Here is a 17,284-nt window from a genome sequence, read left to right on the forward strand (position 1 = left end):
GAGCTGCGAACACCAAGGTTCAAAATAAGTTCAGAATGGAGAGCTGCCTGTGAGGGTGGCTCTTTATTGCATGAGGACACGTAAGGCAAAGAGACGATTAGAGTGCTGCATTAGTTTTTTCCAGCTTCCTTTAAAAAGAAATCCGTCATCTTTTTAAAAGTATTTTCATTGAATGTGATCGGTCCGTGCTGACCTTGAGAAACAGTAATAAACTCAGTTAATATTCCCCGTTCTTGCAACGCTTTGGCAAAAAGTTCACTTTGGCAATAGGGTACAACATTATCCGCATCGCCATGAATTACGATAAAATGAGGATCCGTTTTGTCCAGAAAGCTGATGGGGTTGAGAAGAGCTATCATATCAAGATTTTCGACCGGATTGCCTCTAATAAGTGCTCCTTCGGGAGAGTCTGCTCCTTTAGGTTTATTACACCCATCCATGAGGGCCATGTCTATAGGGCCGAACCAATCCACTGCCGCATTCACAGAACTGCTGGTTGCGGTATAATTTCCAACATTTCCTTCTATATCAACTTTTACTTTTCCTATTGTAAATTCTTTAACAGAATTTGATGTAGCGGCGAGCGAGGCAAGATGTCCACCTGACGAATAGCCTGTAATGCCAATAAATGAAGCATCAATTTGATATTTACCGGCATTTGCCCTCACATACCGTACCGCAGCTTTTACATCATTGATTTGAGCCGGATAAGGAGCATCGCCACTTGACCTGTGGTTAATGGCTATAACCGCAAAACCGCTGTCAAGCAATGATTTTCCAAAAGCATCAAATGCAGCTTGTTTCAAATTATTGCCATACCATGCGCTACCGTATATTACAATAATTGCCTTATAGGTGGGTTTTGCTACTGTGGGCAAATGGATGTCGAGGTTATGATACTCTTTGCCATCATCGGCATAATTCAAATTGAGCCATTGCTTAACTACAGAAGATGGAACAATTACGCTATCTTTTGTTAATTGCTGATTTTTTTTGCAGCTAAGAAGTAATACAACAAGAGTTGAAAAGGCTAATCTTAAAGTGGTCATTTAATCTGGTTTAGGTCAAACATAGGATTAGTATTTTATATGCTCAAGCTTTACCAAAAAATAAGGCAATCCATGGCCAAATACTTAAAGAGGTCACTGAAACGTTTGATGTAGAAAAAGATCATGAACGAACTATCGGAAAAGATATTGGCCGGTAAGGTAGATCGCGACGACAAGATAAAACTGGATATGAGGAACGAAAAGCTGGAATTGGTCGACGCGCCCCAAAGGGATGCCCTATTCTCAAAAGAATATGTATGGTTACGCCATGGTAGATAAGGACCTATTTGTTAATGTGCACCTTTCAAAAAATGGGGTATACAGCAGCCGACTACATAGAAATGATGGGGATATTAAAGTCGTTAACCTTAAAAAAGCTGGCGGGTTCAAAATAACCGAGTTCTTGAGCTGTCTTTGTAAGTGATGGAAAACCCTACGCCAGCACCTCGTTCTCCACTGCTTCCACCTTTTTAACAGGTTCGCGGCGCAGGAACATGTAGGCGAGCGCTATTACGGTAATACCGGCAGTGGCGTAGATGATGTACGGTACCTGGCTTATCACATCCTGGTAATACCAGCCGGCAACCCATGCACCAAGTCCGATTCCGGCTTCTAAGGATATATACATGGTGGCTATGGCTTTGCCACGGTGGTTGGGTTGGCTCATGTCAATTGTCCAGGCGTTGAGGGCAGGGGATAGTATACCCTGTGACACCCCATAAAGCGCCGCGCCAAGCATTAAACCGGTAACTGTATGCGCATAGGCAACTAATACCAGCGCCAGCACAAGCAACACTAACCCGACCTTTATAACCACTAAGCGACCGTATCTATCAGATACCTTGCCGGCCACAAAACGGATGATAAGCGAAGCAATGGTGAACACCATAAAAAACAAACCTTTATTAGCGATGCCGAGGTGATGGCTCCAGTCCGGGATTAGGGTAAGGATAGCGCCGTAAGACATATAGGATAACAGCGTTACGATGGCCGCAGGCAAAACCTCCACGGCGATGATATCCTTACGGGAGATCTTAAACATGCCCAGGTTAAAACGCTCCCGACTTTTCAGGGTCTCGCGCATGTTCATTAATATCGCTATCGACATCAACGCAAAGAACGACGATGTATAAAAAAGTGTATTCAACGAATGCGACATCCGAATAGCGCTGCCTATGGCCGGGCCAATAGCCATGCCGGTGCTAAAGCAAATACCGTGCATGCCCAAAGCTTCGCCCCAGCGTTCTTTTGGTACTATGTCGGCTACGTAAGCAGCCGTGGCTGTAGGTTTAAAGCCGGTAGAAAAGCCATGCAGTAATCTCAAAAACAAAAAACCCGAAACTGTGCTGAGCACAGGGTACAAAAAGCCGCAGATAAAACAAACCACACTGCCTACAGCCATTACCGGTACACGGCCAAGCTTATCGGTAAGGCGACCACTGAATGGGCGCGATATGCCCGCAGTAAGCGTGAACAAGGCGATGATAAGGCCTTTATGTTCGCCACCGCCCATACTGCTGAGGTAGGCCGGCAACTCGGGGATGAGCATGTTATAACTCGCGGAAAACAAAAGCGAACTGAGGCAAACCAACCCGAAATGAATAGTATAGATAGAATTTATGGATTTAGCCATCAACCTTTATGCGTGTAATGGCGCAATTTAACCTTTCTGTTTTATTATTGACGATTGAAATTCGTGCAAAAATAAAAAACGCCCCTGCTTTCGGCAGAGGCGTTCGCCATTATTACACTTAATAATTACTGCAAAAACACAAAGGTCTTTTCGCCGAATTCTTTGTAAACACTCAGTTGTTTGGTAACCACTTTGTTATTTGATGTTACCGCCATAGTGTAATTACCATAAGGCAATTGCGACAGGTTGTAACCTTTTTCTATTGATTCCTTACTTGGCAGGTAATCGGTCATTACTTCGTTGTTATCGCTATCGTAAAACTTTACGTAAGCGCGGCCGGATGTTTCTTTTTGGATGGTAACGCCAACCACTAAGTTTTTAGCAGATGCCTGTACGGTTATTTCGTCTTGTTTGGTTTTTGCAGGGGTTGCAGCAAAAACACTTGTGCTTACTAATAATAAAAGGGTTGCTAATTTGATTGAATTTTTCATGATATTTCTTAATTTTTGATTGTTAAATAAACTGTTTTCGTTTGTTTCAATAGCCAAAGCAACAACAATAAATTCAACCCCAAAAACCAAATAGACCAGCGCGGGGAATATATAGACGTACTGCCGATAACAGTCGTTAAAGCTTAATTATCAGCATTTAGGATGTAAAATTGCTTTTATCGACCGCTTTTAGCGGTTCGTCGGGCAGGAGCAGGGACTCATCGAATTTAGGGCGATTTTCATCAACTTTTAATGCAAAAAAGCCGGAAGTATTTTTACATCCGGCTTTCCATATTCTTATACAATAATTTACAAACTTAGTGCCTTGCCCGTTTCTTGAGCACGCCGCCGGCAGCTTCTTTAATAGTGCTGGTAAAGATGAAGGCTTTAGGGTCTATCTCGTGTACCAGGTTGCGCAGGCGCCTTACCTCTAAACGGGTTATTACGGTAAAAACAATATCTACCGGCTGGCTGATGTCAAAGCTATCCTTTAAAAAACCGCGCTCGCCTTTGTAAACGGTGATACCGCGGCCAAGTTCCATTACCAAACGTTCTTTTACAAACTCGCTTTGGGCAGATATAATAGTCACCCCGGTATATTCCTCCAAACCTTCTATCACAAAACTAATGGTTTTGGATGCCGTGTAGTAGGTCATGATGGAATAGAGCGCGGTTGGCAGCCCCAGTTCAAATGCGGCTATCAGGAAGATGACGATATTGATACCCAGGATAATTTCGCTGATGGTAAAACTGATGCGCTTGCCGGTATAAAGCGCCAAAACCTCAATACCGTCCAGCGCGCAGCCCCCGCGAATGGCCAGCCCAACACCAATCCCCATAAATACTCCTCCGAAGATAGATACCAGCAATTTATCGGATGTTATTTGCGGGTAAGGCATAAACTGCAAACATAATCCAAGCAGAATAATAGCCGCCAGTGTTTTGGCCGCGAAGGTTTTATTAACCTGGTAAGCCCCCATAATTATGAAAGGAATATTGGCCACTACAATAACCCAGGCTATGTTAAAGTGGTTAAGCTCGTGCACCAAAAGCGAAATTCCCGTTACGCCACCATCAAAAAACTGGTTAGGAATTAAGAAACTTTTAAGGGCAAAACCGCAGAACAAGATCCCCGTTAAGGTGTATGCAATATCGGTTAGCCATTGTGCAGTAGTAGAGTTCTTCATTCAGTATGCTGATTTACTTAACCTTAGATGTGATAATTAAAGCGTTTAAACCAAAAGGGTATTGGGTAATTGCCCTGTAAGTTTTAAGGGCTAAGATATTAAATGTTTATTTCTTTGCCTTGTTAAGTTTTCAGTTTTCATAAATTAGAAAAATATAGCCTTCCGCACAGTGTATTAGACCAGCACCATTTGATATTTACCATATTAATTAGTTAATTAACCAATTAATTAAAACCAATTCTTTCCCATGAAAAGAACCTTGTTGATCGTATTGCTGCTCGTAGTGTGTGTTTACAGCAAGGCGCAAACTTCTCATGTTTATTTTGATAAGTTGGATATCAAAAAGGGGCTGCCCGAATCGTATGTACGATCGATGGTGGAGGATAGCGAAGGTTACATGTGGATAGCTACGCAAAACGGGCTGGTGCGTTACGATGGGTACAACTATAAAGTTTATAACCTGGGCAGCGATAAGCTTAATGTTGGGGCCGTAACCAATGTACTAAGCATTGCCAAAGGCGCTGATAAAAGCCTTTGGGTTAGTGTAACAGCCAACGGGCTGTTTAAATACAACAGGGCTAAAGACAGTTTCGACCAGTTTATTTACCCGCCCAGTAACACTTATCAATATTTTGGTATAAAGTTTATAGATAATGATGGAAACGTTTGGGGCAATGTGAATGATCTGAACGGGGTGAGTATTGCGAAATTTAGCCCTCAAACCAAAAAGTACGAGTTTTTTGGCAATAAAGTTAAAGGAAACAACCATATAGACGCCGACCTGTTGATGAACGTGCAAAAAACTGCCGACGGTAAAATATGGATAGGCACCACTAACGGTTTATTTAATTACATGGGGCCGGGCAGGCCATTTAAAGCGTACCTCTCCACTACCGATACCTCAAAAATGGTTGGTGCGAACCCTGTTTATGAAGCACCGTCGCAGCCCGGGCTTTTATGGATAAACCTTTTTCATGGCAACAACATCAACCTAAGGGAGAGTTGCTTCGACACAAAAACCGGTAAGATCATCAAAGAATACCACGCGTCGAAAAACCTGGACAGTATTTTAGACGCCGGTATAAATACTATTTATGAAGATAAGAAGCAACGTTTGTGGTTTAGTACCGAGACGGGACTGTCAAAACTGGATAGGCAAACCGGTAAATTCACCAATTATTTAACCAACGATACCGCGATAACACAGTTAAGCAGAATTGTAGAAGATAAAAACGGCAAACTGTGGATCTCCCCATTAAGCAGCTTGCTCTATTTCGACCCGGAGACAGCGCATTTTGAATATTACAAGCCAAAACTTGCGCAACCCGGCGCGCTGATATCCGACGATGTTACCGTAAAACTGGTAGACCGCGCGAATAACTTATGGCTTGGATTTGGGTACGGCGGCGTAAACAAAATCAGCAAGGTAAAAAGCGCTTTTGAGAATATTACACAGAGTAACGATAACCTTAATGGCTACCCGGGCGGTTCGGCGCATGTTGTTTCATCAACCAAATTGCGCACAAAAATAAAAACGATTAAAGGCGTATTCAACTGGGATATGGCAACAGGGCGCTTTACTAAACTATACGCCGCTTTACCCGGGCAGGTGATCAGCACTGTTTGGGAAAACGGTAATATACTTTATATCGGCACCAGCACGGGTTTTGTGGTTTACAATGTGGCAACCGGTGTAAAAGTAACTTACCGCAACAACCCGGCAGACGCCTCAAGCATACCCGGTGATTTTATATCCACTGTTTACCAGGATCATACCGGCACAGTTTGGCTGGCCATAAATGACAAAGGGGGCCTCGGGGTTTGTTCATTTGAGCCAACTACCAAAAAGTTCACCCGGTATCCCTTTCACAGCGATTTTAACAATCCGTTTAAAGTCAACGATGGGGCGCTGGACGATGCGCGTGCAATTACCATCTACGAGGATATGCAAAACACGCTGTGGGTAGGTACCAACGCCGGGAGTTTGAATAAATTCGATCGTAAAACCGGCAAGTTTTTCTCGTACCTCAATGTGCAAAACAAAAAAATGACCTGCGTATCTGAGATATTTGAGGACCGGGCAGGCAGGCTGTGGGTAGGCACCTACCAATCGGGCTTGTTCGAGTTCGATCGTAAAAAGTGTACCTATACCCGGCAGATAAACGAAAAGTCTGGTCTGTTATATAACGGCATCATCGGTATAAAAGAAGATTCGGCAGGACGCATATGGATAGGCACCGATAGAGGGCTCACCCGTTTAGACCCTAAAACAATGGTGCTAAGGAATTATATGCTGGATGATATACTCCCCGGTGCAGAGCTGGCGCACCTGGAAGCCAACAATTTGGCCGATGGCCGTTTTGCGTTATCAACGAGGACCGGGCTTGCCTTGTTTAACCCTAAAGATCTCGATGATGACGAGTACCCGCCCGTGGTACATATCGAAAGCATCAGGTATAACAGCCCCGGTACAAACGATAGCCTTGCCACACAAACCCTAACTTATGGGCTTGGCAAATTGGAACTTGCCCATAACCAAAACAGCGTGCAGTTTAACTATATAGCACTCCATTACGAAAACCCGGCAGCCAACACTTACGCCTATATGCTGGAAGGTTACGATAAACAATGGGTACAGGCAGGCACCAGCCGTACCGTAACTTATAACAACCTGCCGGCAGGCGCTTACACTTTTAAAGTAAAAGCCGCCAATAGTTCTGGCGTGTGGGGCGAAAAAGGAGACAGCGTTGTAGTGGTTATTAGTCCCCCGTGGTGGTTTACCTGGTGGGCATGGGCGCTTTACGCGGTACTTTTGGCTGCGGCCATTTACGCGTATGTACAGTACAGATCGCGTCATCTAAAAGAGGAAAACCAGCTATTGGAAGAAAAAGTACAGGAGCGTACCGACGAACTACAGGTTGTTAATAAAGAACTAAGCGAACAGCAGTTAGAGATCACCTCGCAGCGCGATCAACTGGCAGCTACCGTAAACGAACTGAAAGCGGCGCAACAGCAGCTTATCCAGTCGGAAAAACTGGCCTCGCTTGGTGAGCTTACTGCCGGTATTGCCCACGAGATACAAAACCCGTTGAATTTTGTAAACAACTTTTCTGAAGTAAGTATTGAGCTGGCCATTGAAATGAAGCAGGAACTGCGCAGCGGCAGTAAAAAGGAGGCTCTATCCCTTGCTGACGATATTGTACTAAACCTGGAGAAGATAGTCCTCCATGGCAAACGTGCGGATGGCATCGTAAAGAACATGCTGCAGCACAGCCGTACCAACACAGGCGAAAAGCACGAAACGGATATGAACGCCCTTGTTGATGAGTACCTGCGTCTAAGCTATCACGGCCTGCGTGCCAAGGATAAAAACTTCAATTCCGAAATGGTGCTGGATCTTGATCCCGACCTGCCAAAACTGAAGGTTATACCACAGGATATTGGCCGGGTGATGCTCAACTTGTTCAATAATGCATTTTATGCCGTGCAACTGAAAAAGAAAACCGGGGGCAAAAAGTATAAGCCGTTAGTGGAAGTATCAACCAGTTTATTTACCCCGCCAAAGGGCAAAAGCGAGATCCGCATCTACGTGAAGGATAATGGCAACGGCATCCCAGAGGCAAATAAGGAGAAGATAATGCAGCCATTTTTCACTACCAAGCCGGCAGGCGAAGGCACTGGGCTGGGCCTATCGTTAAGTTACGATATTGTAGTAAATGGGCATCGCGGTAAAATGGATATGAGCAGCAAAGAGGGGGAGTACACCGAGTTTACTATACACTTGCCGGTAGCGTAACGACGCTATCGGCAAGGCCAAATTTCAGCCGGGTGATGCAAATCATCAAGATTGCCCGTGTGCTTATTTAGTGGAATGCGATAGCGTAACCTTTTACTAAAAATATTATCTTTAGTGCCATAACTTAATCCATTTGCCTAAGCATGTTTATTTTTCTCTTTTTAGCGGCGTTTTTACTTTTAAGACGCATTATTAAAGTAATCAAATTCACGCCCTTAAAGCCTAAGTGGTCAACCATCCTCAATGTTAGTAGTGGGGCCATTTGGATAGTTGTTTATTTGGTGAATTCTGAATTGGAAGAACCTTACCAAACACTGGTAGGCACTGCTGTTTTAGGCGGGATGCTATATTATATTAGGAAAGAGCCGGATTTTGACATGATGCGTTTTTACGCGGAATCGCATTATCCCTTAGTTGCAGTTTGTTTGATAGACGTATTTTTTGAGTTCTTTTTCCCCACAATTGTAGATGCGCACGAAAGCATTTTTGTAATAGCCATCCTCCTCGCATTCTCCTGGATCTTTGTGCGTTGGGCCAGTTCAAAAAAGCAGGAGGAAGAGTTTAGGGCCATTAACCAGCAAAACGTTATTTTAGATAAGCTGGTAGCCGAACGCACTGCCGAACTTACCAAACAAAAAGACGAGTTACAGGAAGCTGTAAAACTGCTGCAAACCACTCAGCAGCAGCTGATCCAATCAGAAAAACTGGCTTCGCTTGGCGAGCTTACCGCGGGTATCGCGCACGAAATTCAAAACCCGCTCAACTTTGTCAACAATTTCTCTGAAGTGAGTATGGAACTGATAGACGAGATGGGCGAGGAGCTTGCCAAAGGCGATACCGAAGAAGCGATGGCGATAGCTAACGATATCAAACAAAACCTGGAAAAGATACGCCACCACGGCAAACGGGCAGATGGCATTGTAAAAGGCATGTTGCAGCATAGCCGCGCCAGCAGCGATATACAGGAACCAACCAACGTGAACAACCTGGCCGATGAATACCTGCGCCTGGCCTACCACGGCTTACGTGCAAAGGATAAAAGCTTTAATGCCGAACTGGTTACCCATTTTGATGACACACTGCCATTGATAAAGATCGTTCCGCAGGATGTGGGCAGGGTATTGCTTAATATGTTCAACAATGCTTTTTATGCGGTACAGCAAAAGCAAAAAACAGGCCTTGCTGGCTATAAACCAACGGTAGAGGTAAACACGTTAAAAAGCGGACAGTTTTTAGAAATAAAGGTAAAAGATAACGGCATCGGCATCCCCGAAGAAATAAAGGACAAAATTTTGCAGCCCTTTTTCACCACAAAACCTACCGGTGAAGGTACCGGGCTGGGCCTTTCTTTAAGTTATGATATTATTGTGAAAGCGCATGGAGGCCAAATAGATATCGACTCGGTTGAGGGCGAGTATACCACGTTTATTATTAAATTACCGCTGTAAACGAGCCAGTTATGACGAAACTTTATCGACTGTGCTTTTTATTTATCCTGTTACCGCTTTGCCTGCGAGCTCAAACGGTACTACCTCTGGCTTATAATATTAAAACCGACAGCGCAGAAAATACCTGGCTTGGCAAACAGTACTTCCAGATACTGCCAGATCCATCAGAAAAACTCACCCTGCAGCAGGTTAGATCCATGCAGTTTCAGCAGGTTAAAACTGAGGGATTCCGCGTTAAGGATTTTAACACGAGCGCATATTGGTGCAAATACAGTTTCAAAAACACGCTGCCCACACCGGTAAATCTGGCCATCACAGGGTCCATATCCCAACTGGATGTTTTTGCAATTGACAGCGCAGGCGCGGTTACCCGAAAAACGACCGGGTATGATGTACCGTGGTCGCGGAGATCTGGTTTAAAGCGCTTTAAACAGGCCGTTTTTACTTTGCAGCCGGGGCAGCAAATGGCCTTTTACGAACGGCAATCCATCGACTTTAAATTAGACAGGCGTGCCACAATAGTCCCCGTATTTAAATTATTGAAAAACGAACAGCGGGACGCGATTGATTTTTATGAAGACAGGTTAAAAGATGTTGGCATCATATCATTCCTGTGCGGCATCCTCATCCTTGCGGCACTGGTAAACCTGTTCTTTTACAGCGTAAGCCGCGAAAAGGTCTACCTGTATTTTGCCCTGTTTGGTTTTTTTTATACGCTGCTGGCAGGGAATTTTACGTTATACGACGTTTTTCTGAAAGAAATACCGGTGCTTGCGCGGTTCAGCCAATTGCTGGCCCTGTTTTGCTGCTTTTTCCTCTGGAAATTCCTGTCGATATTTTACGAGGCACCAACTCTTTATCCCCGCTGGTATAAGGTAAGCAACTATCTCAGCTATACCATTTCCCTTTCGGCTGCCACACTGATATCACCGCAAATAATGGGTAAGCTGGCGTTATCCGCTACTTTGGCTGGCATAGTTGGCATATTTGTTTTAAACTCATTGGTCATACTTTCTTTCAGTTTGTTCAAAAGCCGGCAAGAAAAAGTTTTCAAATTGGTTACAGCGCTGCCCTTTTTATTTATTGGCATCATTTACCTCATTGCCGATATTATTTACGGCACAGGGGCTGGTGATAACACCTTCGTAAGGGTTGTGCACACCCACGGCGGCGATATTACCCTGCTTTGCTTTTACTGGCTGGTGATATTGTTTTTGTGGAAGATGATTCAGCGTTTTCAAACTCTGCAAAAACAAGTATTGCAGGAAGCGCTCGAGAGGGAGCAAATGGCCCGCGAAAATGAGGCCGAACGCTTAAACCTTATTGCATCGCAGAAGGTAGAACTGGAGCAGCAGGTAACCGAGCGCACGGCAGAATTACACCAATCGCTTAACGATTTAAAGCAAACGCAAAACCAGCTCATCCAGTCCGAAAAAATGGCCTCCCTTGGCGAGCTGACCGCCGGCATTGCGCATGAGATCCAAAACCCGCTCAACTTCGTCAACAATTTTTCGGAGGTGAGTGTAGAATTGCTTGATGAACTGGAGATAGAGCTCACCAACGGCGATAAGGATGAGGCCATAGCCATTGCGAACGATGTGAAGCAAAACCTCGAAAAGATACTGCACCACGGCAAACGCGCCGATGGCATTGTAAAGGGCATGCTGCAACACAGCCGCGCCAGCACGAGCGTTAAAGAGCCAAACGATATAAACAAACTGGCCGATGAATACCTGCGCCTGGCTTATCATGGCCTGCGGGCGAGGGATAAAACCTTCAATGCCGAACTGATAACTGATTTTGACCAAAGCCTGCCCATGGTGAACATGGTACCACAAGATATTGGCAGGGTGCTGCTTAATTTATTCACCAACGCTTTCTACGCGGTTCAGCAAAAACAGAAAGGCGGGCAGCCGGGGTATAAGCCAACTATCCGGTTAAAAACTTTTGCTCCCCCTTCAGGGGGCTGCGGGGTGGCGGTTCGTGATAACGGCACGGGGATTCCCGAGAGTATTAAGGATAAGATATTGCAACCCTTTTTTACCACCAAGCCAACGGGCGAGGGTACCGGGCTGGGCCTGTCTTTAAGTTATGATATTATTGTGAAGGCACACGGCGGCAAAATAGAGATAGACAGCAAGGAGGGGGAGTACACAGAATTTGTAATTTCCATCCCGGCTAAAATTTAAAAGTTTATATTTACACAGCTTATGAAAATATTGGTAGTAGATGATGAGGCGGATGTTCAACCGCTTTTTTTACAACGTTTCCGCAAAGAGATCCGCAATAACGAAATAGAATTCAGCTTTGCGCAATCCGGCGAGCAAGCCCTCAATTACCTGCACGAAAAACAATCTGAAGTGGTGTTGATCCTCAGCGATATTAATATGCCGGGCATGAGCGGTATTGAGCTGCTCACCCACATCCGCGAGGATTTTGACACCCCACCGCCACCCGTGGTGATGATGATAACCGCTTATGGCGACGAAGAGAACCACCGCCAGGCAATGGAAAAAGGCGCTAACGACTTTTTAACCAAGCCGCTGGATTTTACCCTGTTAAAAGAAAAACTTAAAACCTTTACCGATCAATAATAATGGCCAAGATATTAGTGGTGGATGACGAGGCTGATTTGGAACTGTTGGTAAAACAAAAGTTCCGGAAAAAGATAAGAGAGAACATTTACGAATTTGTTTTCGCGCAAAATGGCGAAGAAGCACTCGAACGGATAAAAGAACACCCCGATCTGGATATTATCCTGAGCGATATTAACATGCCTATAATGGACGGGCTTACGCTGCTTAGCCGCCTGCCCGAGGCAAACCCAATGATAAAGGCTGTTGTTGTTTCGGCTTATGGTGATATGCAAAATATCCGCGTGGCCATGAACCGTGGCGCCTTTGATTTTGTAACCAAGCCGGTTGATTTCGAGGACCTGGACCTTACTATGGAGAAAACCATCCTCCACGTAAAGCAACTACAGGAAACCATCAAAGCTATCAAAGAGAACAACATCCTAAAGATGTATGTGGACGAGAACGTGCTCAACTTTATGACGCACAAAGAGTTTGAGAACAGCCTGCTGAAGAACGAGGTGGTTAACGCCACCATTATGTTTGTAGATGTATGCGGTTTTACAGCTATTACCGAGAATGTGCCGGCCAATACCGTGGTAACGCTTATCAACAGCTTGTTTGATAAAATTGTAAAAGAAATAGTTGCCCAGGGTGGCCACGTAGATAAATTTATGGGCGATGCCGTAATGGCTGTTTTCCGCGGGGATTACCACCTGGACAGGGCTATTGACGCTGCATTAGCTGCCCGTGCGCACATCGCGCAAATGGATGCTGTACACGCCGGGGAAAAATCATACCAGCCACAAATAGCCGTAGGTATCAACTCCGGCGAAGTGGTATCTGGTAATATCGGTTCCGCATCCTTGAAACGGCTGGATTATACCGTAATTGGCGATGCCGTAAACCTGGCACAGCGCCTGCAATCGGCAGCCAAAGGTGGCCAGATCATCATCTCCGAAGAAACTTACCACAAAGCAAAGGAATCCTTCAGCTGCGAAAAAATAGGGGATGTGAACCTCAAGAACAAAGCCAGGGCGGTAACTATTTACGAAGTACTGGAGTGATTTTTTGTTAAAAGTTGAAGGTTAAAAGTTTAAAGTATGGAATCTCCCAAATGACTTTTAACCTTAAACTATTCTTCCTCAATCCGCCAGTGGCACATGTTTGGCATCTACGTGCGGTTTTGGGTTATCTTCATTTATCTTCTTCACGTACAGTTCATCTGCCAGTATCACAATAATGGCCAGCAGCGGTACCGCTAAAATGATCCCCAAAGCACCCGATAACGTACCCATAATCACCTGGCTGATAATAGTTAAAGCAGGGGGAAGGTTAATGATTTTATTTTGAATGATGGGTGTTACAATATTACTTACAACGGTTTGCGATACGATGTAGATCAGCGTCACAATTATGGCGGTATTGGTGCTCACCGTTAATGCCAGCAATACCCCCGGTATCATGGCAACCAGCGAGCCAAAGTTAGGGATAATCTTCAGCATCGCCGCTATCAGCGCCAACACCAGCACAGCGGGTATCCCCATAATAGTGAGGCCTATCGTCAGCATAATAAATATCAGTACAATGGATAGCAGTGTGCCTTTCAGCCAGCCTTTTAGCGAAAAATTAACACGATTCATGATGCACTGCCAAAGTTCCTTTTTATCCGGCGGGATGATGATCATAAAACCGTCTTTGTAAACCGTGGGACTAACGGTAAAAAATATCCCCAAAAACATAATGATGTAAATGTTGCCAAGTACCCCAAAACTGGTACTAAAAAAGTGCTGAGCGGTAGTAAATATCTTGCCCGAATTATCATCCAGGTAAGTAAGCACCTGCTGGCCAACCGGTGTTTCGGCAAGTTTGCCGCGCGCGGCATTAATGGTATTTGGCAGTGTGTGGCTCAACTGCGCCACCTGGTGCTGAATTTTTGTACCCATAAACCACAGTAGCACCGCTAAAATGGCAAAGGAACCCCCAACAGAAAGTATCATAGCCGGTTTACGGCCCCATTTAGTTTTACGCTGAATAATATTGCCCAGCCCATGGAAATAGGTGGAGATAAGCGTAGCCGCCAGTATCATCAGCAATACATTAAAGGCCACCCTTGCTATAAGCACTACAATTACCAGCAGGGCGACAATGCCCACCGTATGCCATACTTTTTGGATGTAGGTAAGTTCTCTCTTAGGACGGGGGGGATTTTTCGGCGGTGTTGTATCTATCATATCCTTCACGTAGTTAAGGACAACGTTTACTCCCAAATGTTTTGATATGTTTTACATCACGAACATGCAGTTAAAAATAAATTGCCTAAAACCAATCATGTCGTCAATAGGAAAACGTCTCTACATGCAACACCTTTTCCTCGTATTGCAAAAGGTATTCGGCGTCCTCGGGGTAATATTTAGCTTTCTCATAGTCGTCACCGGCGAATTTTTTAATATCCTCGTATGATCGCCATTTGGTGACTGTCCAAAAATGGCAGATATCGTCCTCCAGCTTTCGCCATACTTCAATGGAAAGATTTCCTTCGGTATTTTTATAATCTGTTAAACCACTTTCCTCCAAAAAGGTAAGGTAAGCATCGCTATGTTCGGCTTTTGTGGTGCCGTGCCAGATGCGGGTAATAATTTTAGGCATGTGTAATAGATTCTTTTGCTGATGTTTATAGGTTCCTCGTTGTTTATTCTGCCAATCAGCATACCACAACGAGAGCGTATTTAAAACGCCCATAATCGCATTAATATTTTCATAGCGTGCCATTTATAAATATATTAGGCCATATTTCACAACCGCATGAAAACCTTATTCGCATTATTTTTCTCCCTGCTTACCTTGCAACTCAGCGCGCAGCATAAAAAATATAATCAATTCTATCAATACGGCATTGCCGATGCATTTTTGGCCGGGCTTTATCACGGTACTTTAACCGTGAAAGAAATGAAGCCGCATGGCGACTTCGGGCTGGGCGCTCCAGATATGCTTGATGGTGAACTGATGATACTCAACGGCAAAGTTTATCAAAGCCGCTCAACCGGTGTTACCACTATTATGCCCGATACCGCAAAGGTGCCACTTGTACTGTCTACCAACTTTAAAGCGGATACTGTATTTTACATCAATACCGCTGCAGATAAAAAGGGAACCTTCGCCCAAATAGATCAATACCTTACCAAAGCTAACGGCCTGTATGCTATCCGTATCACCGGCGATTTTGCTTTGGTAAAAACACGGGCTTTCCCACCTGTGGAGAAAGAACCGTTTTTGCCATTGGCCAGCATGCTGGAACGCCAAAAGTTTTTCACTACCGAAAACGTTAGCGGCACGCTGATGGGTTTTAAACTCCCAACCTACTTAAGCAGCGTAACCATTGCCGATTACCATTTTCACTTCCTCAGCGCCGATAACACTAAAGGCGGCCACGTCACCGATGTTAAAGTGACCAGGGTAAAAGTGGAGATAGCGAATTTAACGGGCATGAACATTGAGATACCGCAGGATGCCTACTACCAAAACTTCGACTTTAAAACCGTTAAAAAAGGCGACGCGCTAAAGGCCGAAACCGGAATTAAATAAACAAAGCCTCCCCGATTAAAGGGAGGCTTTTGCCATAGTATAAACATAGGGTTAAAGGATGTAGAAAACTTTATCCTGTTCACGGGCGGTTTTTGCCAGCGGGATTGCCTCGGGATGGCTGTCGTTCAACATCTGTTTCAAATCGCGCTCAATGCTTTGCGATATGGCCGTTGTGGGCGTATCGCTTGGTTTGTTCTCAAACGGATCCTGCAGGTGGATGGCCATTTTCTCTACCAGTAAAAACGCAGCGGCTATGGCGATGATCAGCGGCACCTCAAAGATCCCGAAGTATTCTATCAGCCCGAAAGGCAACAGCGTAATGAACAGGTAGAGGCAAAAATGAATGTATAGGCTGTAGGTAGATGGGAATATGGTGTTTTTTATCCGCTCGCACTTGCCCATGGCATCGCATAAACGGGTAAGCGTACGGTCTATTTCCACCTGCTGATAATCGTTCAGCCAGCCATTTTTGTAGGCCAGTTGCGTATCAAGGCCGTGCAGTTTTAACAGGGCGTTGGGCATATTAGTAAACCGGCGGGTAAACTTCACCTCTTCGTCCACCAAAAAATCAACACTACGGATATAGCAGTTTTGCCCTCTTAACGATTGGCTGAGGCTGTAACACCAGGCGATCTGCCTTTTTACAAACCGGTTTTTAAAATGATCTGCTTCTTCGTTGCCATTATCCAAAAAAGTAATAAGCTGGCGGGTAAGCGATCTCGATTCGTTTACGATGGCGCCCCAGATGCCCCTGGCTTCCCACCAGCGATCATAAGCCTGGTTAGAGCGAAAGGCCAGTAACAGCGATATAATGGTAGCCAATATAGACGGAACAGCTATAGGTATAGATATGCGCAGATCGGGGAAGAAATGGTGGAAAGCCGCTATCAAAACAGCATAGGCCGCCACCAGGAATAATTCGTTCTTTATTTTCCCAACAACATATTTTACGGGGATATTATCTTTTAGTAACATAAGTTTTTCGTTTAAAACGGTAAATGATTGTGTTAGTTTAAACCTGCTGCAACTCCAGCTGATCTACAGTGTATAAAGCCTTTACTTTTGCGGGCTGTGGCAATATGTAAGGCGCCAGGGTTATTACCTTGCATTTGCTGCGTTCCAGCAGGGTGCCGGGTTCGTAGCTTAGTGGCGTTAGTTTGGCGTAGGTGTGGTCCTTTAAACGGGCAACCTGGTCTATCTCCCGCGCCTCTAAATAATTTTTGAACACTGCCACCGTATTGCCGTAAAAAAACTCTGTTGTTAAGTGCTCTATCTGCCCGCTGTACTCGCGCGATAGGCGGGTGCACTCATTTAAAAATTCCTGGGTAACATGTTCATATTCCCTGCTGCGGCGCGAGAGCATTAGTAGTTCGGAGATAGAATCTGACAGGCCAAGAAAGTTCACCAGCGTGATCTTGAATTTTTGGCCGGGCTGCTGTTGTATTAATGCAGGGATAGCTTTTAACGATGCCAGGCTAAAATCGGTTGGAATTAAGATGTTTGTAGTTTTCATGGTAGTGCT

Annotated in this window: 15 protein-coding genes; 7 read left to right on the forward strand and 8 right to left on the reverse strand. The window is 44.8% G+C overall.

Going from position 1 to position 17,284, the window contains the following annotated elements; genetic code table 11:
* Positions 1–110: 110 nt before the first annotated feature.
* A complete protein-coding gene (locus ABIX36_RS05930) occupies positions 111–1,049 on the reverse strand; it encodes an alpha/beta hydrolase (RefSeq protein ID WP_348081237.1) in 939 nt (312 codons plus the stop codon).
* Positions 1,050–1,172: 123 nt separating this feature from the next.
* On the opposite strand from ABIX36_RS05930, the gene ABIX36_RS05935 reads away from it, so the two are divergent.
* Entirely contained in the window at positions 1,173–1,328 is a 156-nt protein-coding gene (locus ABIX36_RS05935) for a hypothetical protein (RefSeq protein WP_348081238.1), read from the forward strand.
* A 154-nt stretch (positions 1,329–1,482) separates the two neighbouring features.
* Here the strand turns inward: ABIX36_RS05935 and ABIX36_RS05940 are convergent, their stop codons facing one another.
* The 3 genes from ABIX36_RS05940 to ABIX36_RS05950 all read right to left on the reverse strand — a co-directional run bounded on the left by ABIX36_RS05940 (position 1,483) and on the right by ABIX36_RS05950 (position 4,360).
* Entirely contained in the window at positions 1,483–2,682 is a 1,200-nt protein-coding gene (locus ABIX36_RS05940; RefSeq protein WP_348081239.1) for an MFS transporter, read from the reverse strand.
* A gap of 125 nt (positions 2,683–2,807) precedes the next feature.
* Entirely contained in the window at positions 2,808–3,173 is a 366-nt protein-coding gene (locus ABIX36_RS05945) for a hypothetical protein (protein WP_348081240.1), read from the reverse strand.
* A 317-nt stretch (positions 3,174–3,490) separates the two neighbouring features.
* Positions 3,491–4,360: a YitT family protein gene (locus tag ABIX36_RS05950; RefSeq protein WP_348081241.1), complete on the reverse strand. Its 870-nt coding sequence runs from the start codon at positions 4,358–4,360 to the stop codon at positions 3,491–3,493.
* 247 nt (positions 4,361–4,607) lie between these two features.
* Between ABIX36_RS05950 and ABIX36_RS05955 the strand changes: the two genes are divergently transcribed.
* The 5 genes from ABIX36_RS05955 to ABIX36_RS05975 all read left to right on the forward strand — a co-directional run bounded on the left by ABIX36_RS05955 (position 4,608) and on the right by ABIX36_RS05975 (position 13,244).
* Positions 4,608–8,156 (forward strand): two-component regulator propeller domain-containing protein, encoded by a 3,549-nt coding sequence (locus ABIX36_RS05955; RefSeq protein WP_348081242.1) that lies wholly within the window; start codon positions 4,608–4,610, stop codon positions 8,154–8,156.
* 143 nt (positions 8,157–8,299) lie between these two features.
* Positions 8,300–9,604, forward strand: coding sequence for an ATP-binding protein (locus tag ABIX36_RS05960; protein ID WP_348081243.1), 1,305 nt, complete (start codon positions 8,300–8,302; stop codon positions 9,602–9,604).
* An 11-nt stretch (positions 9,605–9,615) separates the two neighbouring features.
* On the forward strand, positions 9,616–11,793 hold the full coding sequence (locus ABIX36_RS05965; protein WP_348081244.1) for an ATP-binding protein: 2,178 nt from the start codon (positions 9,616–9,618) through the stop codon (positions 11,791–11,793).
* Positions 11,794–11,814: 21 nt separating this feature from the next.
* Positions 11,815–12,198, forward strand: a complete 384-nt coding sequence (locus tag ABIX36_RS05970; RefSeq protein ID WP_348081245.1) for a response regulator — start codon at positions 11,815–11,817, stop codon at positions 12,196–12,198.
* A gap of 2 nt (positions 12,199–12,200) precedes the next feature.
* Positions 12,201–13,244: an adenylate/guanylate cyclase domain-containing protein gene (locus tag ABIX36_RS05975; protein ID WP_348081246.1), complete on the forward strand. Its 1,044-nt coding sequence runs from the start codon at positions 12,201–12,203 to the stop codon at positions 13,242–13,244.
* Positions 13,245–13,322: 78 nt separating this feature from the next.
* Here ABIX36_RS05975 and ABIX36_RS05980 read toward each other — a convergent pair whose 3' ends face one another.
* Both ABIX36_RS05980 and ABIX36_RS05985 read right to left on the reverse strand, forming a co-directional pair.
* The gene (locus ABIX36_RS05980; RefSeq protein ID WP_348081247.1) at positions 13,323–14,411 is read right to left on the reverse strand and encodes an AI-2E family transporter; all 1,089 of its coding nucleotides are present in this window, start codon (positions 14,409–14,411) and stop codon (positions 13,323–13,325) included.
* A gap of 103 nt (positions 14,412–14,514) precedes the next feature.
* Positions 14,515–14,949, reverse strand: a complete 435-nt coding sequence (locus ABIX36_RS05985) for a hypothetical protein (RefSeq protein WP_348081248.1) — start codon at positions 14,947–14,949, stop codon at positions 14,515–14,517.
* A gap of 33 nt (positions 14,950–14,982) precedes the next feature.
* Here ABIX36_RS05985 and budA point away from each other — a divergent pair, with 33 nt between their 5' ends.
* The gene (gene budA, locus ABIX36_RS05990) at positions 14,983–15,762 is read left to right on the forward strand and encodes an acetolactate decarboxylase (protein ID WP_348081249.1); all 780 of its coding nucleotides are present in this window, start codon (positions 14,983–14,985) and stop codon (positions 15,760–15,762) included.
* A 51-nt stretch (positions 15,763–15,813) separates the two neighbouring features.
* Here the strand turns inward: budA and ABIX36_RS05995 are convergent, their stop codons facing one another.
* Positions 15,814–16,737 (reverse strand): bestrophin family ion channel, encoded by a 924-nt coding sequence (locus ABIX36_RS05995; protein ID WP_348081250.1) that lies wholly within the window; start codon positions 16,735–16,737, stop codon positions 15,814–15,816.
* 37 nt (positions 16,738–16,774) lie between these two features.
* Entirely contained in the window at positions 16,775–17,275 is a 501-nt protein-coding gene (locus ABIX36_RS06000; RefSeq protein ID WP_348081251.1) for a hypothetical protein, read from the reverse strand.
* Positions 17,276–17,284: the final 9 nt, after the last annotated feature.

Source organism: Mucilaginibacter sp., assembly GCF_039925265.1.
Classification (GTDB): Bacteria; Bacteroidota; Bacteroidia; order Sphingobacteriales; family Sphingobacteriaceae; genus Mucilaginibacter.

What these genes read in the sequence shown, in the direction of transcription:
- ABIX36_RS05930 (WP_348081237.1), bottom strand. Translation starts at nt 1,049, where the DNA reads ATGACCACTTTAAGATTAGCCTTTTCAACTCTTGTTGTATTACTTCTT.
- ABIX36_RS05935 (WP_348081238.1), top strand. Translation starts at nt 1,173, where the DNA reads ATGAACGAACTATCGGAAAAGATATTGGCCGGTAAGGTAGATCGCGAC.
- ABIX36_RS05940 (WP_348081239.1), bottom strand. Translation starts at nt 2,682, where the DNA reads ATGGCTAAATCCATAAATTCTATCTATACTATTCATTTCGGGTTGGTT.
- ABIX36_RS05945 (WP_348081240.1), bottom strand. Translation starts at nt 3,173, where the DNA reads ATGAAAAATTCAATCAAATTAGCAACCCTTTTATTATTAGTAAGCACA.
- ABIX36_RS05950 (WP_348081241.1), bottom strand. Translation starts at nt 4,360, where the DNA reads ATGAAGAACTCTACTACTGCACAATGGCTAACCGATATTGCATACACC.
- ABIX36_RS05955 (WP_348081242.1), top strand. Translation starts at nt 4,608, where the DNA reads ATGAAAAGAACCTTGTTGATCGTATTGCTGCTCGTAGTGTGTGTTTAC.
- ABIX36_RS05960 (WP_348081243.1), top strand. Translation starts at nt 8,300, where the DNA reads ATGTTTATTTTTCTCTTTTTAGCGGCGTTTTTACTTTTAAGACGCATT.
- ABIX36_RS05965 (WP_348081244.1), top strand. Translation starts at nt 9,616, where the DNA reads ATGACGAAACTTTATCGACTGTGCTTTTTATTTATCCTGTTACCGCTT.
- ABIX36_RS05970 (WP_348081245.1), top strand. Translation starts at nt 11,815, where the DNA reads ATGAAAATATTGGTAGTAGATGATGAGGCGGATGTTCAACCGCTTTTT.
- ABIX36_RS05975 (WP_348081246.1), top strand. Translation starts at nt 12,201, where the DNA reads ATGGCCAAGATATTAGTGGTGGATGACGAGGCTGATTTGGAACTGTTG.
- ABIX36_RS05980 (WP_348081247.1), bottom strand. Translation starts at nt 14,411, where the DNA reads ATGATAGATACAACACCGCCGAAAAATCCCCCCCGTCCTAAGAGAGAA.
- ABIX36_RS05985 (WP_348081248.1), bottom strand. Translation starts at nt 14,949, where the DNA reads ATGGCACGCTATGAAAATATTAATGCGATTATGGGCGTTTTAAATACG.
- budA (WP_348081249.1), top strand. Translation starts at nt 14,983, where the DNA reads ATGAAAACCTTATTCGCATTATTTTTCTCCCTGCTTACCTTGCAACTC.
- ABIX36_RS05995 (WP_348081250.1), bottom strand. Translation starts at nt 16,737, where the DNA reads ATGTTACTAAAAGATAATATCCCCGTAAAATATGTTGTTGGGAAAATA.
- ABIX36_RS06000 (WP_348081251.1), bottom strand. Translation starts at nt 17,275, where the DNA reads ATGAAAACTACAAACATCTTAATTCCAACCGATTTTAGCCTGGCATCG.